This window comes from Bacillus sp. UNC41MFS5 (assembly GCF_000686805.1).
Window position 1 is genome coordinate 1 of record NZ_JMLP01000011.1, and the last position, 18,601, is coordinate 18,601.

19 protein-coding genes, 1 rRNA gene and 1 riboswitch are annotated in these 18,601 nt (G+C 41.3%); of the genes, 8 read left to right on the top strand and 12 right to left on the bottom strand.

The features are described from left to right. Window positions 1–241 (bottom strand): 16S ribosomal RNA (locus BR30_RS0104895); the annotation flags it as partial. Between the two features lie 426 nt (window positions 242–667). Here BR30_RS0104895 and BR30_RS0104900 point away from each other — a divergent pair. Next, the gene (locus BR30_RS0104900) at window positions 668–1,285 is read left to right on the top strand and encodes a LysE family translocator (RefSeq protein WP_026564044.1); all 618 of its coding nucleotides are present in this window, start codon (window positions 668–670) and stop codon (window positions 1,283–1,285) included. Between the two features lie 459 nt (window positions 1,286–1,744). Here BR30_RS0104900 and BR30_RS37260 read toward each other — a convergent pair whose 3' ends face one another. The 3 genes from BR30_RS37260 to BR30_RS36495 all read right to left on the bottom strand — a co-directional run bounded on the left by BR30_RS37260 (window position 1,745) and on the right by BR30_RS36495 (window position 3,001). Then, window positions 1,745–1,882 carry a hypothetical protein gene (locus BR30_RS37260; RefSeq protein WP_197032292.1) on the bottom strand — a complete coding sequence of 46 codons (138 nt, stop codon included), beginning with the start codon at window positions 1,880–1,882 and terminating at the stop codon, window positions 1,745–1,747. Between the two features lie 393 nt (window positions 1,883–2,275). Next, window positions 2,276–2,707 carry an SRPBCC family protein gene (locus tag BR30_RS0104915; RefSeq protein ID WP_026564045.1) on the bottom strand — a complete coding sequence of 144 codons (432 nt, stop codon included), beginning with the start codon at window positions 2,705–2,707 and terminating at the stop codon, window positions 2,276–2,278. A 129-nt stretch (window positions 2,708–2,836) separates the two neighbouring features. Next, window positions 2,837–3,001 carry a hypothetical protein gene (locus BR30_RS36495; protein ID WP_155928440.1) on the bottom strand — a complete coding sequence of 55 codons (165 nt, stop codon included), beginning with the start codon at window positions 2,999–3,001 and terminating at the stop codon, window positions 2,837–2,839. Between the two features lie 49 nt (window positions 3,002–3,050). After that, a riboswitch (cyclic di-GMP riboswitch) is annotated at window positions 3,051–3,136 on the bottom strand. A 233-nt stretch (window positions 3,137–3,369) separates the two neighbouring features. Here BR30_RS36495 and BR30_RS0104925 point away from each other — a divergent pair. Continuing rightward, a complete protein-coding gene (locus BR30_RS0104925; protein WP_026564046.1) occupies window positions 3,370–4,116 on the top strand; it encodes a M15 family metallopeptidase in 747 nt (248 codons plus the stop codon). Window positions 4,117–4,208: 92 nt separating this feature from the next. On the opposite strand, the gene BR30_RS0104930 is transcribed toward BR30_RS0104925, so the two are convergent. Next, window positions 4,209–5,387, bottom strand: a complete 1,179-nt coding sequence (locus tag BR30_RS0104930) for a toxic anion resistance protein (protein WP_026564047.1) — start codon at window positions 5,385–5,387, stop codon at window positions 4,209–4,211. Then, on the bottom strand, window positions 5,384–6,040 hold the full coding sequence (locus BR30_RS0104935; RefSeq protein ID WP_026564048.1) for a 5-bromo-4-chloroindolyl phosphate hydrolysis family protein: 657 nt from the start codon (window positions 6,038–6,040) through the stop codon (window positions 5,384–5,386). Before BR30_RS0104935 ends, BR30_RS0104930 begins: the two co-directional genes overlap by 4 nt. Before the next feature lie 294 nt (window positions 6,041–6,334). Here BR30_RS0104935 and BR30_RS35100 point away from each other — a divergent pair, with 294 nt between their 5' ends. Then, window positions 6,335–6,922, top strand: a complete 588-nt coding sequence (locus BR30_RS35100) for a hypothetical protein (RefSeq protein ID WP_051633459.1) — start codon at window positions 6,335–6,337, stop codon at window positions 6,920–6,922. Window positions 6,923–7,026: 104 nt separating this feature from the next. On the opposite strand, the gene gloA2 is transcribed toward BR30_RS35100, so the two are convergent. After that, window positions 7,027–7,413, bottom strand: a complete 387-nt coding sequence (gene gloA2 / locus BR30_RS0104945; protein WP_026564049.1) for an SMU1112c/YaeR family gloxylase I-like metalloprotein — start codon at window positions 7,411–7,413, stop codon at window positions 7,027–7,029. Window positions 7,414–7,450: 37 nt separating this feature from the next. After that, window positions 7,451–8,593, bottom strand: coding sequence for a non-hydrolyzing UDP-N-acetylglucosamine 2-epimerase (wecB, locus tag BR30_RS0104950; RefSeq protein ID WP_026564050.1), 1,143 nt, complete (start codon window positions 8,591–8,593; stop codon window positions 7,451–7,453). A 211-nt stretch (window positions 8,594–8,804) separates the two neighbouring features. Between wecB and BR30_RS32625 the strand changes: the two genes are divergently transcribed. After that, window positions 8,805–10,187: a S1C family serine protease gene (locus BR30_RS32625; protein ID WP_035445074.1), complete on the top strand. Its 1,383-nt coding sequence runs from the start codon at window positions 8,805–8,807 to the stop codon at window positions 10,185–10,187. 385 nt (window positions 10,188–10,572) lie between these two features. Further along, window positions 10,573–10,866 carry a hypothetical protein gene (locus BR30_RS0104960; RefSeq protein ID WP_026564051.1) on the top strand — a complete coding sequence of 98 codons (294 nt, stop codon included), beginning with the start codon at window positions 10,573–10,575 and terminating at the stop codon, window positions 10,864–10,866. A 79-nt stretch (window positions 10,867–10,945) separates the two neighbouring features. Here BR30_RS0104960 and BR30_RS0104965 read toward each other — a convergent pair whose 3' ends face one another. Further along, on the bottom strand, window positions 10,946–11,389 hold the full coding sequence (locus BR30_RS0104965; protein ID WP_026564052.1) for a ferritin-like domain-containing protein: 444 nt from the start codon (window positions 11,387–11,389) through the stop codon (window positions 10,946–10,948). A gap of 377 nt (window positions 11,390–11,766) precedes the next feature. Here BR30_RS0104965 and BR30_RS0104970 point away from each other — a divergent pair, with 377 nt between their 5' ends. Both BR30_RS0104970 and BR30_RS0104980 read left to right on the top strand, forming a co-directional pair. Then, window positions 11,767–12,213: a DUF6376 family protein gene (locus BR30_RS0104970; protein WP_026564053.1), complete on the top strand. Its 447-nt coding sequence runs from the start codon at window positions 11,767–11,769 to the stop codon at window positions 12,211–12,213. A gap of 385 nt (window positions 12,214–12,598) precedes the next feature. Beyond that, on the top strand, window positions 12,599–14,641 hold the full coding sequence (locus BR30_RS0104980) for a molybdopterin-dependent oxidoreductase (RefSeq protein WP_026564054.1): 2,043 nt from the start codon (window positions 12,599–12,601) through the stop codon (window positions 14,639–14,641). Window positions 14,642–14,704: 63 nt separating this feature from the next. On the opposite strand, the gene BR30_RS0104985 is transcribed toward BR30_RS0104980, so the two are convergent. Together BR30_RS0104985 and BR30_RS0104990 are read right to left on the bottom strand one after the other, a co-directional pair. Next, entirely contained in the window at window positions 14,705–15,538 is an 834-nt protein-coding gene (locus BR30_RS0104985; protein ID WP_026564055.1) for a YitT family protein, read from the bottom strand. Between the two features lie 144 nt (window positions 15,539–15,682). Next, window positions 15,683–16,951, bottom strand: a complete 1,269-nt coding sequence (locus BR30_RS0104990) for a dicarboxylate/amino acid:cation symporter (protein WP_026564056.1) — start codon at window positions 16,949–16,951, stop codon at window positions 15,683–15,685. Between the two features lie 268 nt (window positions 16,952–17,219). On the opposite strand from BR30_RS0104990, the gene BR30_RS0104995 reads away from it, so the two are divergent. Further along, a complete protein-coding gene (locus BR30_RS0104995; RefSeq protein WP_026564057.1) occupies window positions 17,220–17,921 on the top strand; it encodes an SH3 domain-containing protein in 702 nt (233 codons plus the stop codon). 97 nt (window positions 17,922–18,018) lie between these two features. Here the strand turns inward: BR30_RS0104995 and BR30_RS0105000 are convergent, their stop codons facing one another. Then, complete coding sequence (locus BR30_RS0105000) at window positions 18,019–18,294, bottom strand: hypothetical protein (RefSeq protein ID WP_026564058.1); 276 nt, start codon at window positions 18,292–18,294, stop codon at window positions 18,019–18,021. Window positions 18,295–18,601: the final 307 nt, after the last annotated feature.

Below are 18,601 nucleotides of genomic sequence, written 5' to 3' on the forward strand. Positions count from 1 at the left end.
CTAATGCGCCGCGGGCCCATCTGTAAGTGTCAGCCGAAACCGACTTTCAGCTTTTCCTCATGAGAGGAAAAGGATTATCCGGTATTAGCACCGGTTTCCCGGTGTTATCCCAGTCTTACAGGCAGGTTGCCCACGTGTTACTCACCCGTCCGCCGCTAGACTCCGAAGAATCTCGCTCGACTTGCATGTATTAGGCACGCCGCCAGCGTTCGTCCTGAGCCAGGATCAAACTCTCCAATAAAGTTGATTAGCTCATTTGTTACGTTGGCTCGTGTTCTTACTAGAATAATAGAAGAAACACGATTGTTATTGTTTGTTTGCACGATTTTGTTTGTTTAGTTTTCAAAGAACAATTTCGATAAGACAACTTTTATATACTATCATTTTTCAATAGTGATGTCAACAACTTTTTAATGCCTTATTTCAAAAGATTAATAGTTTCGCTGACAACTTTTATACTTTAACATTTTCCAAACAATGTTGTCAACATCTTTTTTCTTGAATTATTCAATGTCTCGATGACAACTTTCATATCTTATCACCTGCCAGATAATTAGGCAACAAAAATTTTTCCCAAATTTTAAACTTACTTCTATAGGGGTGAATTATCTTTTATATATTATGATAGAATGAGATAAACTTTAAGCATTTAAAGGGGTGCAGAAAATTGCTTTCTTTTATATTAGTAGTTATCGTATTATTTCTCATTCCAGGTCCAGCTGTTTTACTTACCATTTCTCAAACCGCTCAAGGCGGGAGAAAAACCGGTATCATCACAGGCATCGGGATTGCTGTAGGTGACTTAATTCATACGGTTGCTGCCGTGCTCGGACTTTCAGCCATTTTAATGACTTCGGCACTCGCCTTTGAAATCGTAAAATATTTAGGTGCGGCTTATTTGATTTTTTTAGGGATTAAGTCGATCCTTGAAAAGTCAAAAAAACAAGCGCAGCCGGTCGTGAAAAAGAGCTCTTCTGTCACTTCGTTTCGTCAGGCCTTATTAATTGAATTACTCAATCCGAAAACAGCTCTTTTCTTCTTAGCCTTCTTACCGCAGTTCGTTCACAACAATGGGACCCCCGTTGTCATTCAGTTACTTACTCTGGGGCTCACTTTTGTGTTAATGAGCATCTTGTACACCACCCTTCTTGCATTTCTAACAAGTTCGTTAGGAGAAAGACTTTTCGCAAACAAGAATGGCAAACTTTCACGGTGGCAGGGGAAAGTTGTCGGCTCAATCTATATTGGTCTAGGACTGCAGCTGGTGTTTCAGAGTCAAAAATAAACTCTGTACTACTAAACCAGAAAAGCGATACCCCCCGGTATCGCTTTTCTTATACTCGAGAGTAATTTCCAATTCTCTAAGTGTCCTCTAGAAACGGATAAAACAGATGATTTGTCCATTTGTAGTGCCTGACACCATTTTTCATCCTCATTAGATTAGATTCAGCCTGTGGAGTTTGCAGATAATAACAACGTTATCAACATTAATAGCAGTTATATCCACATGACTGACAGAGATATCCACAATTATTAAAACTTTATACACAGATTATGTGTATAAAATTTGGTTTATTCTAAAAAATCTGCCAACGGATGAAATTACCCACAAAACCCACAGTTTTATCCACAAAATTAACAAGTTTACCCACAATTCACTTTGATATATCCACATTATCAATGAATATTATCCACATTCCTCATTACAAAAGGCCTAGCGGAATAGCTAGGCCTTTTGTAATTATCAATTTGATTCTTCTTCCGGATTGTCACGGTCATATCGATCCACAATTTCCTTTAACTCGCCCGTGTCGCCTTTTGCATTAATAATTTCAAAAATTTCATTTAAGCCTTCACTAGTTTTATCTTCATTCTGTTTCATCGCGGCACCCCCTTTTTTTAATAGGATGTCCGATGTTGATGGAAACTATTTCTGGCAGAATTATGTTGAAAACAATCTTAGCCGGGCTGACAGGATTCTTCTTTTTTCCGTGGGGTTATTTGCTATCTTCTAAAAAAATCATCAATTGGAGGGCAGTTCTCATGTATTTGAATGTTTGTTAGATGCCATATTGGGGGAACGACAAATTTTCCATATTATCGATTGCTCTATTTGTGGTTTCGAGGAAATCTATTATGAAAGTCCAACTGCTAAGCAACTGATTGGACGAGCCTGCTCTCATTGTAATTTTGTTCAAAGATTTGAGTAAAAGATGCGCGTATCAACGGACTGGCTCTAACTAAATAGAGCTTGGATTTCTCCATGCTCCCTTCATCATTTAACGATGGCTCCTCTTAATTGGTAAATACCAAACTCCAAATAACCCTTTAAACAAGTCAGCATAAAAACCCAGCCTTCTTTATTATCGAGCAGATTACTCATTAACTCATCATCATCTTCTCTAAATCCTTCTTCAGTAATTTCAATGATGGTGCTTGAAGAATCCAATTCTTCGAGTGATATCGTTACAATATTTCCTTCTCCATCTGTGCCCCAGCGGTACACAATTTTCTTGTTGAGCAAGACCTCGATGACTTCAATATCTACTTCGGCATTGTATTCCTCATATCTAAGTGAAACGGTCTGGCCCTGTTCCCATTTTGCAGCTGATGAGAACCAGAAATTCTTGATTTTCTCAGGGTCCACGAAAGCTTCAAACACCTCATTCGCTGGTTTCATGATTTTAAATTTTGTCAGATTGTACATTTAGAAAATCCCCTCTCAGCCATTAACGTTTCTACATGTAATGGTTGTCCTATGGAAGTATTTTATACCTTAAAACGTAAAAAAAAGCCGGTATCACAATACTGGCTTTCCTTACATATATGGCCCCGCTTACATTTTTAACGAAAATTCAACCGCTTTACTATTATGATAACTGGCTCTAACTTTTAGCTTTGCTCTTAATTCCTCATCAAGACAGTCTTGCTTTAATAGTTCATTGTGGCGGTGCTGAAGTAAATGATAGTAATATCTGCCCTTTATAAACATTTTCAACACAAAAAATCCCCCTCACTAGTGATTAACATAAATCGCAGGAGTGATCGTGTTCGGTAACTGGCAAGCATCGTTCTTAAAACCTTAGCCCCTGTAGTTTTGCGTCACCACTTTTCAATGGCTTTGCCGTTTCGTACGATTTATGTGTTTATTTAGAATATAAGCAACTAATTTATAAAATAAAAGTGCCTTTGGACCCACTATCTATCAATAGTTGGTAACTTATCCTTCTTTTTTGCAGCTAAATGCTAGATTGGCTGGTTGATGCATCTAAAAATTCACTCCATTTACAATCCCTATGGAACAGAGTTGAAAAAGACGTTTTAAAGTCCATGTTCCTGTCCATGATGTTACTGGGGTGAATTTTAAATATGTTTAAGATACGATTCGTTTGTTTATTTCTACTTGTATTTACACTCTCATTAGCAGGCTGCACAGGGAAATTTCATTTTTTGCAGGATGAAGGGAACTTAACGAAGAAAAGTTCTCCTCGTGCTGAAGATCATCAACAGGATACTGGCAGCCAAGCGGTTTCCTCCCAAGAAGTTATACCTGTTCTTGTGAATAAAAGCAATAAATTGCCCGATCAATATCAGCCAAGCGATTTAATTTATCCTGATATCCCCTTCACGTTTAAACAAAAATCAGAAAAGCGGCAAATGAGAGCCGATGCAGGTGAAGCGATTGAAAGATTATTTGTCGGCGCTAAACATCAGGGTGTGAATCTTTTAGGGGTGTCTGCCTACAGGTCCCATGCTTCCCAAGCAGCTTTGTTCAACTACTACGTGAACCAAGATGGATATGAGGCAGCAAGAAAATATAGTGCCGTTCCAGGAACGAGCGAACATGAAACCGGCCTTGCGATAGATGTAACGGGCGGGGATGGCAAATGTGCCGCCGAGGACTGCTTCGCAGGAACTGAGGAGGCGGTTTGGCTCGAGGATCATGCCGCGGATTACGGCTTTATCATCCGCTACCCGAAAGGCAAAGACGACATCACCGGCTATCAATACGAACCATGGCATCTGCGCTACGTCGGCAAACAAATCGCCAAAGAAATCATGGACCGCAGTATCACTCTTGAGGAATATGTGGACGCAACAGTTGTGAATAACTAAATAACAGAATGATTACGGTGCCTGACACCAAAAGAATTTTTATAGAAAAAGGCCCTCGCTGCACTTGTTTGGTTGCAGCGAGGGCCTATTTTTTATTTCCCTTTTATCTCTAATAGTTTTAGTCGAAGGTCGTTTTCCATCGACGCCAGTTCCTGTTCGGCTTGGCGACGCTTATGGCGGCCTTCCTCTTGGATCCTCATCGTTTCTTCGAGTGTTGTGATCAGACTTTCCTGTGTTTTCTTTAAGGTTTCAATATCAACGATTCCACGCTCGTTTTCTTTCGCCGTCTCGATGGTATTGGTTTTTAGCATTTCTGCATTTTTCAACAGCAGCTCATTGGTTGTTTTCGAAACCTGCTTTTGCGCCTCAACCGCATGACGCTGGCGAATTAAGGTCAACGCGATTGCCACTTGATTCTTCCATAATGGAATCGCCGTCATGATCGAAGATTGAATTTTTTCCACAAGCGCCTGATTGGTATTTTGAATTAAACGAATCTGGGGTGCGCTTTGAATCGTAATTTCTCGGCTTAATTTCAAATCATGCAGACGTTTATCCAACCGATCGGCAAATTGAATCATATCGTTAACTTCTTGAAACTTCATTTGATCATTGGTCTGTTCCGCTGCTTTTTTCAACTGCGGAATCGTCTTTTCCTGCATTTCCTCCAGCTTAATCTCCCCAGCAGCAATATAGACATTCAGGGCATGGAAGTATTCCTTATTCGTCTCATACAGCTGTTCGAGCAATTTTATATCGGACATCAGGACATTTTTGCTGCGGTCCAGTTTTACACTGATTCGGTCAATTTGTGCCCCAGTTTTTTGATATTTGGAGAGTACTTCTTGAACGGAGCTTGAAATTTTTCCAAACATACGAGCAAATAAGGATGGCTTCCCATCCTTCAAGTCATCAGGATTCACTTCATCCAGTCGCTTCATTAAATCACTAATGATCTGCCCGATTTCACCCACATCCTGTTTCTGCACATGTTCAAGCATGGTATGTGAGAATGACAGCAGCTTTCCTTGGGCTTGGGTACCATATTGAATCATCGACTGATGGTTTGTCGGATCGATTTGCTCGGCAATCTGGTAGGCCTTCGCCCGATGTTCTTCCGGAATCACATCAATTAATTTGACAGGTTTCGCCTCGCTTGTTTGCTGGATTGGACTTTTAGCCGTCTCCAGTTGACCCCCAAAAGGGTCAGCAAGGATATCATCTAATAAATTACCAGTTTTACTTGGTTGAATTGGGTTGTTTTCGTTCATTTTAGCCACCTATTTTCTTCCGGAAATTTAGCGTCCTTTTCCTTATTAAGAGCATGCTTTGCGACGTCAATTTCAAAATTCAAGTGATCGATATCATCTGAAATCACTTTGTATAAATCCTCTTCCACTACCCTTGTTAGTTCATCAAGAGTATGGCGGGTTTCGATGAGGGATTGGCCCATCTCCATGTTCTTTTTCGGCTGGGAAGATAAGAAACTGTATTTCTCGGTAAGTTCAACAATGGAGTCCAAATGGGAAAAATAAAACTGCTCCGCCTGGTAAAATCGCTTCGGTTCTTTGGTTGTCATCTTGTGTATTTTTTTTGTAACTCTAAGGAGATCAATTCTTTGTTTGACAGATGAAATATCGCGAATCGAGAAAAGGTTTTTATTCAAGCGGTTGATTTTCTGTTTGGCTTCCATAAGGTTCTTCCTTATGTACCGGTATTCTTTTCTTGATATCTGATGCTTTTTTAAAAAACGAGTGTTCATCACAATGCCAAGAATGAAATGGGTAAGCATCCCTGCGGTTACAGCGATTCCCGTTGCTGCCCAAAAGGTTTGGTTTAAAGGAAAATAGCTGATTAGCCACGTTAAGAAAGTTATTGGGACAGCTGCAGATGAGCGGATAAGAAACGACAAAATCGGGTTCATATTTGATCAACTCCTGACTTAGGACATCTTTATATTCCTACGAATGAAAGCAATGGAATGTTTCATTTCCCCCAAAAATATTTGCCAAAAAGAAAATTATTTCCATTTACTACTTCCACAATACACGAAAAAACTCCTCCTTGCCATAGACCTCAAACGGAAAGAATTCTAGGACTTGAGACGTATTTTTAGTTAGTGGCGGATGTCGAATCCCACTCTATGGGCTTATGCCCAAGAGTAAGTTCGTAAGATGCATAGGATAGATACAAGTTGTGAGGAGAGAGGAGAAGAAATATGTATAATCCTTATTATATGCCGATAGAGTATCAAAATAGTGTAGAAAATCAGCTGAATCTGCAAAGACAATATCATGGAGGCGGGATGCATCACAATTTTGACAAGCAACATCATTACGGTGGGCAACACCATCACAGTGGACAGCATCACAATCATGACGGGCACCATAACCATGGCGGACATGGGGGACATTCAGGATTTAATCTTGGATCATTAGGCTCTAGCCTGCTTGGGCTTGGATTAGGCTATTTAGGAGGTGCCGGGCTGGCAAATGCATCTAATCCAGGCGGGTATGGATTTGGCGGAGGTTATGGCAGCCTCCCTGGATATGGTGGATTCGGAGGATACCCTGGAGGACCTAGTCAAGGTTTCAATCCGTATGGCCCCGGACCTGGCGGAGGCTATGACGGGGGTATTGGCTTAGGCTATCCGACTGGCGGCGGCACGGGTTACCCAGGGGTTGGACCTAATATGAACATGTTCGGACAGCCGTTCCAACCAACTCCCAGTTTAAGCGGCTATGGCACATGGTCTCCAAGCGAATATGGCCTGCCTAGTCCAAGGTATGAAATGGGGAGATTTTAGTTTTGGCTACAAGCACTACCCCATTAAATCTAAAAAAGAGCAAGTCCACGGGTCCTGCTCTTTTTGCCAATTCATTGGGTTGTAACAAACGTAATTAGGTAAGACTACCGCTCATACAGTTCAATCGGCAGCCCATCCGGGTCTGCGAAGAAGGTAAATTTCTTGTTTGTTACTGGGTCTACACGGACGTCTTCAACATTCACTTGATGATTGGACATAAATTGAACCGCTTCTTCAATATCATCTACTTCAAAAGCAAGATGCCTCAATCCAGTTGCTTCAGGATAGCTTGGCCGTACAGCTGGGGCCGGGAATGAAAACAATTCAATTTGATATTGATCATTCACTGCTAAATCAAGCTTATAGGAATCTCGTTCCTCCCGATATACCTCATTTATCGGAGTGAGCCCAAGAATTCGTACATAAAAATCCTTTGATTTTTCATAATCCGAACAAATTACCGCCACATGATGAATCTTATTCAACTTCATCTAACCATATCTCCTTAATCAATCATTCTCAAACACTCTACTCTCCTAGGTCCGATGGCCGTTCTTCTTTTCCAAAGTGGTGGAGGATAGCTTTGACGATGCGTTCAGAAGCGTACCCATCACCGTAAGGGTTGGAGGCGTGAGCCATCTTGTCATGGGCGGCTGGGTCTGACAGCAGCTCATCTGCAAGATCAAAGATGGTTTCCTCGTCTGTTCCTGCAAGTTTTAGCGTGCCCGCTTCAATTCCTTCTGGCCGTTCAGTGGTATCACGCAATACTAGTACGGGTACACCCAAAGATGGCGCCTCTTCCTGGACACCGCCAGAGTCCGTTAAAATCAAATAGGCTCTTGAGGCAAAGTTGTGGAAATCGATCACATCTAGGGGCTCGATAAGGTGAATCCTTTCGTGTTCACCCAGCACACTATTTGCAATTTCGCGAACCACAGGATTCATATGGACAGGATACACCACCTGAACATCCACATGCTTTTCAACCAATCGTCGAATCGCACGGAACATGTCTTCCATTGGCTTCCCTGTGTTTTCCCTGCGATGAGCCGTCATGAGAATTAACCGGTCATTCCCGAGTTTGTCTAAAACAGGGTGAGTATAATTGTCTCTCACTGTGGTTTTTAACGCATCGATGGCCGTATTTCCAGTAATATAAATCCCGTCTTCCCGTTTATTTTCCAACAAAAGGTTTTGCTTTGATTGGGATGTTGGCGAGAAGTGAAGATCTGCCAATACTCCCGTCAACTGACGGTTCACTTCCTCCGGGTACGGGGAATATTTATTATGAGTCCGGAGTCCAGCCTCGACGTGTCCGATCGGAATCGAATGATAAAAAGCAGCTAAGCTCGCGACAAAGGTGGTTGTCGTATCACCATGGACCAGGACAATATCTGGCTTGACGTCGGCAAGAACTTGATTGAGCCCTTCTAAACTCCGGGTTGTTACTTCTAGTAAAGTTTGTCGTTCCTTCATTATATTTAAGTCATAATCGGGAGTAATTTCAAAAATTTGCAATACCTGATCAAGCATCTCCCGGTGCTGCGCGGTAACCGTAACAATCGGTTTAATATAATCAGGGTATTTCCCTAATTCTTTTACCAAGGGAGCCATTTTTATCGCTTCCGGTCTCGTTCCAAATACAGTCATTACCTTCAATTGATTCTCCATAGCGGCCTCCAAGTATCCTTCAATCCATATAATTTCATTCACTAACATGATACCAAAGATTGCTCATTTATGAAAAAATCATATTCTTTCACTTCCAATGTCACCTTGATATTTTCTAAAAATTTCTTTGTACAATATTACTTTTCTCGTCAGGACGAATATATTGCAGAGAAAATTCTGAAAAATATCCAACCTAGGAGTGAAAAATATTTTGAAAAAAAGGGCCCTTTTTACCTTACCTATCTGCCTGCTGCTTATTGCGGTCATGGTGGCTTCCATTTTCCTAATAAATCTCAAACCAGCAGCGGGGAAAATTGCTCAAGCCCAAAAACTTGCGGAATACTCGAAGCCGGCAGTGGTTCGTATCGTAGATTATGCTGTTGTACAATGGCAGTTTAATAATCCGTATGACCCTGAGGTTATCGCCATATTGGAGCAGTTAAATAACCAATCTGTTGTGGGGGGCTCGGGTTCAGGGGCCATTATCAGCTCGAACGGCTATATCGTTACTAATGCACATGTGGTGGAAGCGACTCAACAGGAAGATGAGGAAATTGCTAATGCCGCCTTTGAACAACTAGTAACGATCATCGCAGACTATTTTAAGGTAGACTATGAAACTGCCTATAGGTACATGGTCCAATACACACAATACTCGGGAATTCAAAAGGTTCTAAAAGTAATTTTACCAGGCGGGGATGTCCTTGATGGCGAAGTGAAAAGCTATGGGGCCCCTATTAATGAAGGAAAAGACGTGGCCGTTCTAAAAATTGAAGGCAAAAACTTACCGACTTTACCGCTTGGAGATTCAGATAATATCCAAAACCAAGATAATATTTGGGTCAGCGGATATCCTGCTGCTGCCGATTCGGATCTATTATCTCCTGATTCATCGTTAGTTTCTTCAATGAATGCGGGGCAAATTTCAGCTACTTCCAAAAAGACAGACCAAGGAAGCCCGGTCATTCAAATTAATGCGGCTGCCACGCATGGGAATAGCGGTGGACCAGTCATCAATGAAAAAGGAGAAATTATTGGCTTGCTCACCTTTAGGGGTGACACAGTCAATGGCCAGGAAGTTCAAGGCTTTAACTTTGCCGTTCCTGTTAATACGGTCAAAGAATTTGTAAACCAAGCTGGGGCGAAAAATGCGAAGAGCGAAACGGATAAGCTTTACCAAGAAGGACTTAATCTGTACTGGGGCGGCTACTATAAGCATGCGTTAGAAAAATTCGAGGCGGTCCAGCGGATTTACCCAAATCATTCCGAAATCAAACAATATATCGCGAACGCTGAGAAAAAGGTGGGCAGCAGTAAGACACTCTGGTCGGATTACACTACAACCTTCTATATCGTGGATGGTGTTTCTGGTGTTCTCATTATAATTCTTCTGTTGTTTACGTTTGCTTTTAGACCAAAGCATCAAGCTGTTGCTCAGGCACCGACTGCTCCAACCCCGACACAGGGAACACCACCGAAAGCTGGGCCGGAAAATACACTGACCGACCTAAATAACGATGGAAAAATCGACGTTCAAGACATCCTCCTCGCCCTCCAAGAAGCCCAGAAAAAGCAGAAAAAAGACGAGGAATAATCTGGTGCCTGACACCAATACAATATACTGAGATAAAAACTATAGAACAAGGGATGTAGTGGAAACTACGTCCCTTTTCTATAATACGGGATTCAGTTCATGAGGGAGTTATCACAGTGACTGAAAAGGATTCGCATATAACTGGTCCACAATGTTCACCTTCACTCTGTTTTTTGCCAGAACGGGCATCATACGCCTCCTTTGGTTTATACGGTGGGACTTTGCTTAAACCGATAGCAACCTGATATCATAACCATAAATATCAACAAAAGCTCCTCCAACAGTACTTTAACTGTTAGGACTCTCAAAAAGATGTATAAAAAGACCTAGAATGTAATATTTATTTTGTATGGCTTTATTTTTCTTACTTTTTATTTGGGGGTGGTTGTCTCTGATAGCGGTAAGAATAATTCAATGGCTGTTGGGTGGATTACTTTTCGTCTATGGGATTTATCTTATTTTTGGAGTGCAGGAGTTCTTTGGAACCTTAGCTATAATCGCGGCCTTTTTTATCTTTCCGAGTATTGGAAAAGGGACAAAAGGATCTGATAGCAATGATTATGTAAATGATTGTCAGAATGGTACAGACTACTCGAATGATAATCGCGATACCACTACCGATACCGATACCGGCGGGGATTCCGGCGGGGATACTGGTGGAGATAGCGGCAGAGATTAATGACCTCTGATAAACATTGGTAAAAACACCCTTGCCTTTAGAGACAAGGGTGAATTTTTGACTGTTAACCATACAAGTTTTACTTATTTTTAGAATAATAGTACAAGAACCAGACTGCATGATTTTGCTCATCGGCCGCCGCTCTTCGAAATGCTTCTTTTATGAAAGGATCCGAAGCGCCATCAGCGACTTCCAGGTAAAAATCCACCGTCATTTGCTCATCTTGTAAGGCAAACTCTAATCCCTCTAGGTAAACATCAGGACATTCCTCGCTGAGTTTTGGTTGTTGTGGCTTTCGCCCAGTTAGCTGAGTATAAATCTGTTCAAACTGTTTATGGTGCTTTATTTCATCTTGGCGAATTTCAAGGATTCGACTTTTTTCCTTCTCATTGGAAGCCAATTCTGCTAATTTGCTATAACAATGGATGGCATTGTACTCACCATTAATCGCTTTTTCAACTTCTCTAATCAATTTATTATTTTGTCTATATAAAGCATCGTAATAATTCGTGTACGGATACATAGTAAAACCTCCCCGTTTTCTCTCAAAAATATCCTACGTGAGACGAGACTCTCGGGTGCTTACTATTCTGTACTTTTCACTAAAAACAATAAGAAAATATCAACAATGGTGCCTGACACCGTTTAGGATTTTACACTTTTAGAAAGAATGGGTTAGTGGATGCTTCAAGAAGTAAGTGAAATTTCTAACTAAACAAAGTTCCTACTATTTTTATTGATATTAGCTTCCTGAACTGCTTATGCATCAGCAACGAATTAAATTTCTAACCATATGATAATGATAGGATTTTTCATGGACTTAGATTCAATTAACATCACGTTCGGGTCTTTAATCAGCAGATTCTCCCCCACAAAATCTGATAAAACGGAGGTTTCTACATGACAAAGAAGGTATTAGTTTTAGCCGCGGCGATTGTATTTCTCCTGAGTGGTTGCTCCTTGCTAAATGAGGCGAAAGATACTCTCTCGTATGTGAATGATGCAACAGACTATCTAAATAAAGCGACAGCTTTTGCAAATGATGCTCCATCTATTGCGCAACAAGCCGTAAGCGACCAAAAGGCCACAGCAGAACTGAAAACGATGCTTCAAGACATGAAACAAGAAATCAATACATTCAATAAACTCCAAGCACCAGAAATAGCAGCCGACTTACATCAGCAACTTGTTGACCAAAACAACAAATTAACAGCTGGCATTGATCTGTATTTAAAAAATATCCAGAATGGATTACTCGACCCATCTATCCTTGAAAACACAGAAATTTTTCAAAGCGTCCAAGAAATCAGCAGTATCCTAGACCAAATAAAACAACTCGGTCAGTAACAGTTAATTCGAAACCCCAGTTCAAGTAATATATGAAGGTGGTCACATTGAATGGAATTTCTCGATGTGGCCACCTTCCTTTTTTGTATTCTCCTAAATAGGCTTAATAGAGATAAAAACAAAATCGCCACTCCTAGCATTCTCCATTTCTTCATTAGTAAATTCCCTCCTCTCCATTGCTGCTAAAAATTGCTTACCATATTTGTTCATACCAAAGAATTTGATGTTATGATAGTAACAATATTAGAAATTATCATTAAACTTTTAAGGTTGTAACCGTCCGCCTGACAAGGACAGTTGTCCACGGATGGTGCCTGACACCTAAATTGACACCAAAATAAAATACACAAAACTATACAAAACATTAAAGGAGATTGATAGGGCTATGAGTTCTTATATTCAGGAACGAGATGGTGTTTTTCATGGGGTTTGCCCGCTGGATTGCCCGGATCAGTGTGGTTTACTTCTACATAAGGAAAATGGGAAGATTATTAAAGTGGAAGGAGACCCAGAGCACCCGGTCACCAAAGGGCATATTTGCAACAAAGTCCGGAATATGACGGAACGAATCTATGATAAAGACCGCTTGAAATACCCGCTAAAACGCACAGGCCTTAAAGGCGAAGGCAAGTTCGAACGAATTAGCTGGGCGGAAGCGATTGAGACCATTACCTCCCGGTGGACCAATTTAATAGAATCTAGCGGACCGGAAAGCATCCTTCCCTACAGCTTTTACGGAAATATGGGCCGGCTTAATGCTGAGGGTATGGACCGCCGCTTCTTCCATCGCCTCGGGGCTTCCCGCTTGGATCAAACGATCTGTTCCGCAGCCGGATCTGTAGGCTATAAGTATACCATGGGCGGCAGCATCGGCATCGACCCGGAAGACACAATTGATTCTAAGCTATTCATTTTTTGGGGAATTAATGCGGCCAGCACCAACATGCATCAAGTCGCCCTTGCTCAAAAAGCCCGTAAACAAAACGGTGCCAAAATCATCGTTATTGATGTTCTCAAAAATCAAACTGGTAGATTAGCAGATTGGTTTATTCCGATTTTACCTGGCACGGACAGTGCCCTCGCTTTGGGGATGATGCACATCCTATTTGCAGAAAACCTGGTCAACCAAGATTTTTTAGAAAAGTATACGATCGGTCACGAGGAATTGCGTGAGCATGTCATCCAATACGACCCAATCACCGTTTCAGCAATCACAGGTGTCCCAGTAGATGATATATACAAACTGGCCCGAATGTACGGTGAAACATCACCAGCATTTATCCGAATCGGCAATGGACCGCAGCATCATGACAATGGCGGAATGTTCGTCCGGACGATTTCCTGCCTTCCCGCCCTTACAGGCCAATGGCTTGTCAAAGGCGGCGGGGCAATCAAAGGAAATTCGGCCTACCTTGCTCCAAATACAACTCACTTGCAACGACCGGATTTATTGGAAAATAAACAGACCCGTGTGATCAATATGAACCTCCTCGGTGACACCCTACTCGCTCTAGAACCGCCAGTAAAGTCACTCTATGTGTACGGTTCAAATCCTGCCGTGGTAGCACCTAATTCAAATAAGGTCAGAAGAGGTCTAGCGCGCGAAGATTTATTTACGGTGGTTCATGATTTATTTTTAACAGAAACAGCCAAATATGCGGATATCGTGTTACCAGCGACATCCTCCTTTGAAAACACTGACATGTACACATCGTATTGGCATCATTACATTCAGTTGCAGCAGCCGATCATTGAACCATTTGCTGAGTCAAAATCCAATGTTGAGGTGTTCCGATTGCTTGCCAAGGGGATGGATTTCACGGAACCACTTTTTCAGGAAACGGAAGCGGTGATGATTACACAAGCCTTGGATAATCCGCGCAATCCTTATTTAAACGGGATTAGCTATGAATCTTTAGTGGAACAGACATTCATGAAAGCCGAGGTAAAACCGATATTTCCTGGCACCCTGCCAACCTCTAGTGGAAAAATCGAATTATTTTCTGAGAAGATGAAAGAGGATGGGTATCCCCCAATGCCAACTTACGTACCTTTAGAGGACGATGGGGACCACCGATACCAATTTGTTCCGGGCCCAAATCATAATTTCTTAAACTCTACCTTTTCAAACAATCAAAAACATATGACATTGGAAAAAGAGCAGAAAGTCTATATGAATCATCTTGATGCTTTAACAGAGGGAATTGGAGATGGCGATACGGTTCGAATCTGGAACCAGCGCGGTGAATGCGAACTGAAGGTTTCTGTGGGTGAGCAAGTCCTGCCAGGAGTCGTGGTCACGCAAGGTCTTTGGGCCGATTCAGCCGACTCGAAACAGCTAGTAAACGCACTTGCTCCCGACCGAATCGCCGATATGGGCGGCGGCGCCACCTTCTTCTCAGGGCGCGTAAGTGTATCAAAAAGATAAAAAAGGTGCCTGACACCAACTTAGGTGTCAGGCACCAACTTAAACTTAAACTTAAACTTAAACTTAACTCGCCTTATAACCATGCCCAATCATCTCGTGGACATTGTGGACGGTGACGTAGGCGTGTTGGTCTGTTGCTTTTATAATAGTTTTCAGCTGAACGATTTCCTGCTTATTGATGACGATGTAAAGAACTTCTCTGTTCTGTCCTGTGTAGCCGCCGCGGCCGTCTAGCACTGTCAGCCCACGCGACATCTGACTTGTAATATTGGTCAACACCTGCTCAGGCGTATTCGAAATAATCAGCACTGCTACCTTTTCATCCAATCCCTCAACAATGAAATCGATCGCTTTCGCCCCAATAAACACAATCAACAGTGTGTACATCCCTTTTTCTAAGCCAATGATAAAAATCGACCCAACTACGACTAAAATATCAATAATCAGCATACCCTTGCCAATGCTCCAGCCTAACAATTGATTGGTCAGTCTTGCTAAAATCGTTGATCCACCCGATGTTCCTCCCGTCCGGAAAATCAACCCCAACCCTACACCGACCAGCAAACCCGCAAAGATTGATGCCAAAAATGTATCCTCGGTCAGCCGATGTCCAGCATCCTCAGTTAAATACAAGCACAACGAGCAGGCAGCAATCGAAATCAGCGTATACACAAAGGTCCTTTTTTCAAAAAATTTATACCCAACCGCTAACAGCGCCACATTCAACACAAAATTTACGACACCTGGTGACCAGTCAAACAAATAGTGGGCAATAATCGTAATTCCTAAAATGCCGCCTTCTGAAAGATGATTAGGAATCGTGAAATAATTGACCCCTAACGCAAAAATAAGCGCTCCTAGTAAAATATAAAAAATATCCTTTAACGTCCTCTTCATAAAAACCATCCTTTTGTTGCTCCGTATATCACCTAATCTTACCCTAAGAATTGATAGCCATCAATTAACATTTGCGCCCCCAAAAACAAAAAAATACTGCAAGAATACAAACATTCTCACAGCATTTTAATTAACTAGATGGTGTCAGGCACCAAGTTCTTCGCTTTTAAATGCTTTGTTCAACCAGTTCTTCCCTTCGACTAAGCGTGTGACTAGCATCGCACACACGGTGTTTCCACTGGAGTTGAGCAATGTCGCTGGCGCATCAATAATCGTGCTGATTACAGCAATAATGGGCAAGGTTTCTGGCGGGAAGCCGTACACGCTGATAATTAACATCTCACCAATCATCCCGCCGCCTGGAATCGCCCCCATCACCGCACCGACTAAAAAGGCGACCGCTAAGATGCTTAAAATACTAGAGATACTCGTTAAATCCTTCCCGAACAACGCAAATAAGAAGACGATTTTCAGCACACCGCCAAACACGGATCCATCCTTATGGGTATTAGCACCAAGCGGAATAATCGTTTCGGCGATATCCCTAGGCACCCCCATCTTTCGAACTGTGGCCAAGTTGACCGGAATACAAGCGGCACTTGAGCAAGTAGCAATCGCTGTAACCGATGGTGTAATCGCATGTTTCCAAAAAACCTTCACACCGTCCTTGCCCCCGGAAATAAAGGCATACAGGGTGAAAAATCCGAAATAATAAATCACGGCAAGAATCAGATATAACACAAAGGAGCGGGCATACCCCTCTAGAATTTGCGGGCCAAGTTCACCAATCACCGTAGCAAAATAACAGCTAAGTCCAATCGGTGCATAGTACATAATAATACTGACCATCTTCATCATGACTGCGGTGGCAGCCGATAAAAAGTTAGTTACAGGTTTCGCTTTTTCCCCAACCATCGCAGTTGAAATCCCAAATAGCAGCGAGAAGACAATCAATTGCAGCATATTACTTCTTGATAACAATAAATTGAAATCTCCTACCGTAAATGTGGCAACGAGATGGTCAAGAAACGACAATTTCTCAGTATCAGTCTCAAAAGATGTATTACTCATTACCGCTTTAATCGAGGCGATATCGGCATGTTCAATCGGATGGATAATTGAGGCACCGGTTAAGCCCAAGATTGCAGCCACGGAAGCGGTAACCAAGAACACAATCACAATGCTGCCCATGATTTTTCCAAGACGTTTCATTCCGTTCATATTTGCAATCGCCGACGCGATGCTGAAAAACACCAATGGGACAATCATCATAAACATTAAATTTAAAAATAAATCCCCAAATGGCTTAACAATTGCTGCCTTTGGTCCAAATATCAAACCTGCCGCCCCGCCTACGATAATGGCAGTTAGCAGGATAAGTGTAAATCGATAGTTTTTATAGAATAATTTCAAATCTTCCACAGCCCTTCTATGTACCTATCAAAAGCATACCCAAGTTCGACGTACAGGTAAATGAGCAAATAAGTCTAAACCTTGAAACTTATTTACGAAATATATTTCAACAAAAATGGCACATCCCCTATAATTCTACAAATTCCGAACACGGAAAAGCACGGATATTGTCTATTTTTTTGTATTTATATTCATTTATTAATAGATTCCCTTTCCATACAATTAAGATAGAAACGGAGGGATTATTCTGAAAATATTCACAAAAGTATTGATCACACTAACCCTGTTCCTAACGATCCTCATACCTTTTCAAACGGTTTCCTACGCAGCCTCTACATCTTCTGCAACCGTAAATACGAAAGCTCTAAATGTACGTGAAAAGCCTACTGCGCATTCAAAGAAAAAAGGCGTCCTTAAAAAAGGCACCACAGTAACGGTTTATTCGAAAACCAAATCAGGCTGGTCACAAATTAAATACCAATCAAAAAAAGCGTATGTTTCCACAAAGTATTTGAAGTTCATTTCCAAAAGGGATAGCTTCCTGCTCGACAAAACCAAGATCTATACATATAAAGGAACGGAAGGAAGCTACCAATTAATCCCGACAGGAAAAAAATATGATTCATGGGATATTTGGTACTACGCCACCCCTTCTGATAAGCAAAAATTCATTGTCGGCGAAGACAGGAAAGGACTCTATACCGGATATATTGACTCCGAATATTATATTGATATCAAATATCCTGCGAAGGTCGGCCTAAAATGGGATATTGGCTATGAAGGAGAAGGGCAGGCACGGATTACTTCCCTAAAAAAGACGGTGAAAACCCCTGCTGGTACGTTTAAAAACTGTATCGAGGTGAAGGAAGATTCCGGGTTTATCTACTACTATGCGAAAAATATTGGGCTTATTAAAACGGTGGGAACCGAAAAAAATGTCACAGAGTTAGTTAGTTTGAAGAAAAAATAATCGTTAAGCCAGCCATCAAAACAAGAAAAAAAGCACTCACAACAACTTGTGAATGCTTTTTTTACTAGATGGCTGCACTACACTTCCATCTATACTATTATGAAATCTTTCGATTCAGTTGTATTTCCATATCGTATAATTCATTTTTAAAGTCTTCCCTTAGCCATAAATAGGTTTTAGACGGTTTAAACTCCTTAATACAACGGATTAGATCCTCTTTCAATTCCTCGGGAATCTCCCAATTAGTACAGCCAACGATGCTAGGGATTAATGCAACAGACTCTTTTAATTGGCAATATTTATTATCCGGCAGTAACTCTAAAGCAATAGAAAGTGCTTCTTTTATGCATACAGGATCTTTTAAATAAACCAAATTATTCAACCCCTTCCAAATTTACATCTTAATTATTTCACACCATCTGTCCATATTTTGATGAAATTTGTTAGTAGCAGGGTAATTTTTTTTGTCAAAGACAATCATTTATAGTAAAAAAAGGTCTGTTTAAAAAACAGACCTTTTTCACTAGAAGACTCATGCCACAAATCCCTTATATCTACAATGAATTCGGTTTTATATTTATATTTAGCAAAACAGACCAACAAATCCTGTGAATATGGGGGGTAAAGTGGCAAAAACATAATCATACTTGTTCTTATCATTTATAATAAGGAAGATTAAT

Excerpts from the sequence above, each read along its gene's own strand:
- BR30_RS37260 (WP_197032292.1), bottom strand. The coding sequence starts at position 1,882 with ATGAAACAGAATGAAGATAAAACTAGTGAAGGCTTAAATGAAATTTTT.
- BR30_RS0104915 (WP_026564045.1), bottom strand. The coding sequence starts at position 2,707 with ATGTACAATCTGACAAAATTTAAAATCATGAAACCAGCGAATGAGGTG.
- BR30_RS0104925 (WP_026564046.1), top strand. The coding sequence starts at position 3,370 with ATGTTTAAGATACGATTCGTTTGTTTATTTCTACTTGTATTTACACTC.
- BR30_RS0104930 (WP_026564047.1), bottom strand. The coding sequence starts at position 5,387 with ATGAACGAAAACAACCCAATTCAACCAAGTAAAACTGGTAATTTATTA.
- BR30_RS0104935 (WP_026564048.1), bottom strand. The coding sequence starts at position 6,040 with ATGAACCCGATTTTGTCGTTTCTTATCCGCTCATCTGCAGCTGTCCCA.
- BR30_RS35100 (WP_051633459.1), top strand. The coding sequence starts at position 6,335 with ATGTATAATCCTTATTATATGCCGATAGAGTATCAAAATAGTGTAGAA.
- gloA2 (WP_026564049.1), bottom strand. The coding sequence starts at position 7,413 with ATGAAGTTGAATAAGATTCATCATGTGGCGGTAATTTGTTCGGATTAT.
- wecB (WP_026564050.1), bottom strand. The coding sequence starts at position 8,593 with ATGGAGAATCAATTGAAGGTAATGACTGTATTTGGAACGAGACCGGAA.
- BR30_RS0104965 (WP_026564052.1), bottom strand. The coding sequence starts at position 11,389 with ATGTATCCGTACACGAATTATTACGATGCTTTATATAGACAAAATAAT.
- BR30_RS0104970 (WP_026564053.1), top strand. The coding sequence starts at position 11,767 with ATGACAAAGAAGGTATTAGTTTTAGCCGCGGCGATTGTATTTCTCCTG.
- BR30_RS0104980 (WP_026564054.1), top strand. The coding sequence starts at position 12,599 with ATGAGTTCTTATATTCAGGAACGAGATGGTGTTTTTCATGGGGTTTGC.
- BR30_RS0104985 (WP_026564055.1), bottom strand. The coding sequence starts at position 15,538 with ATGAAGAGGACGTTAAAGGATATTTTTTATATTTTACTAGGAGCGCTT.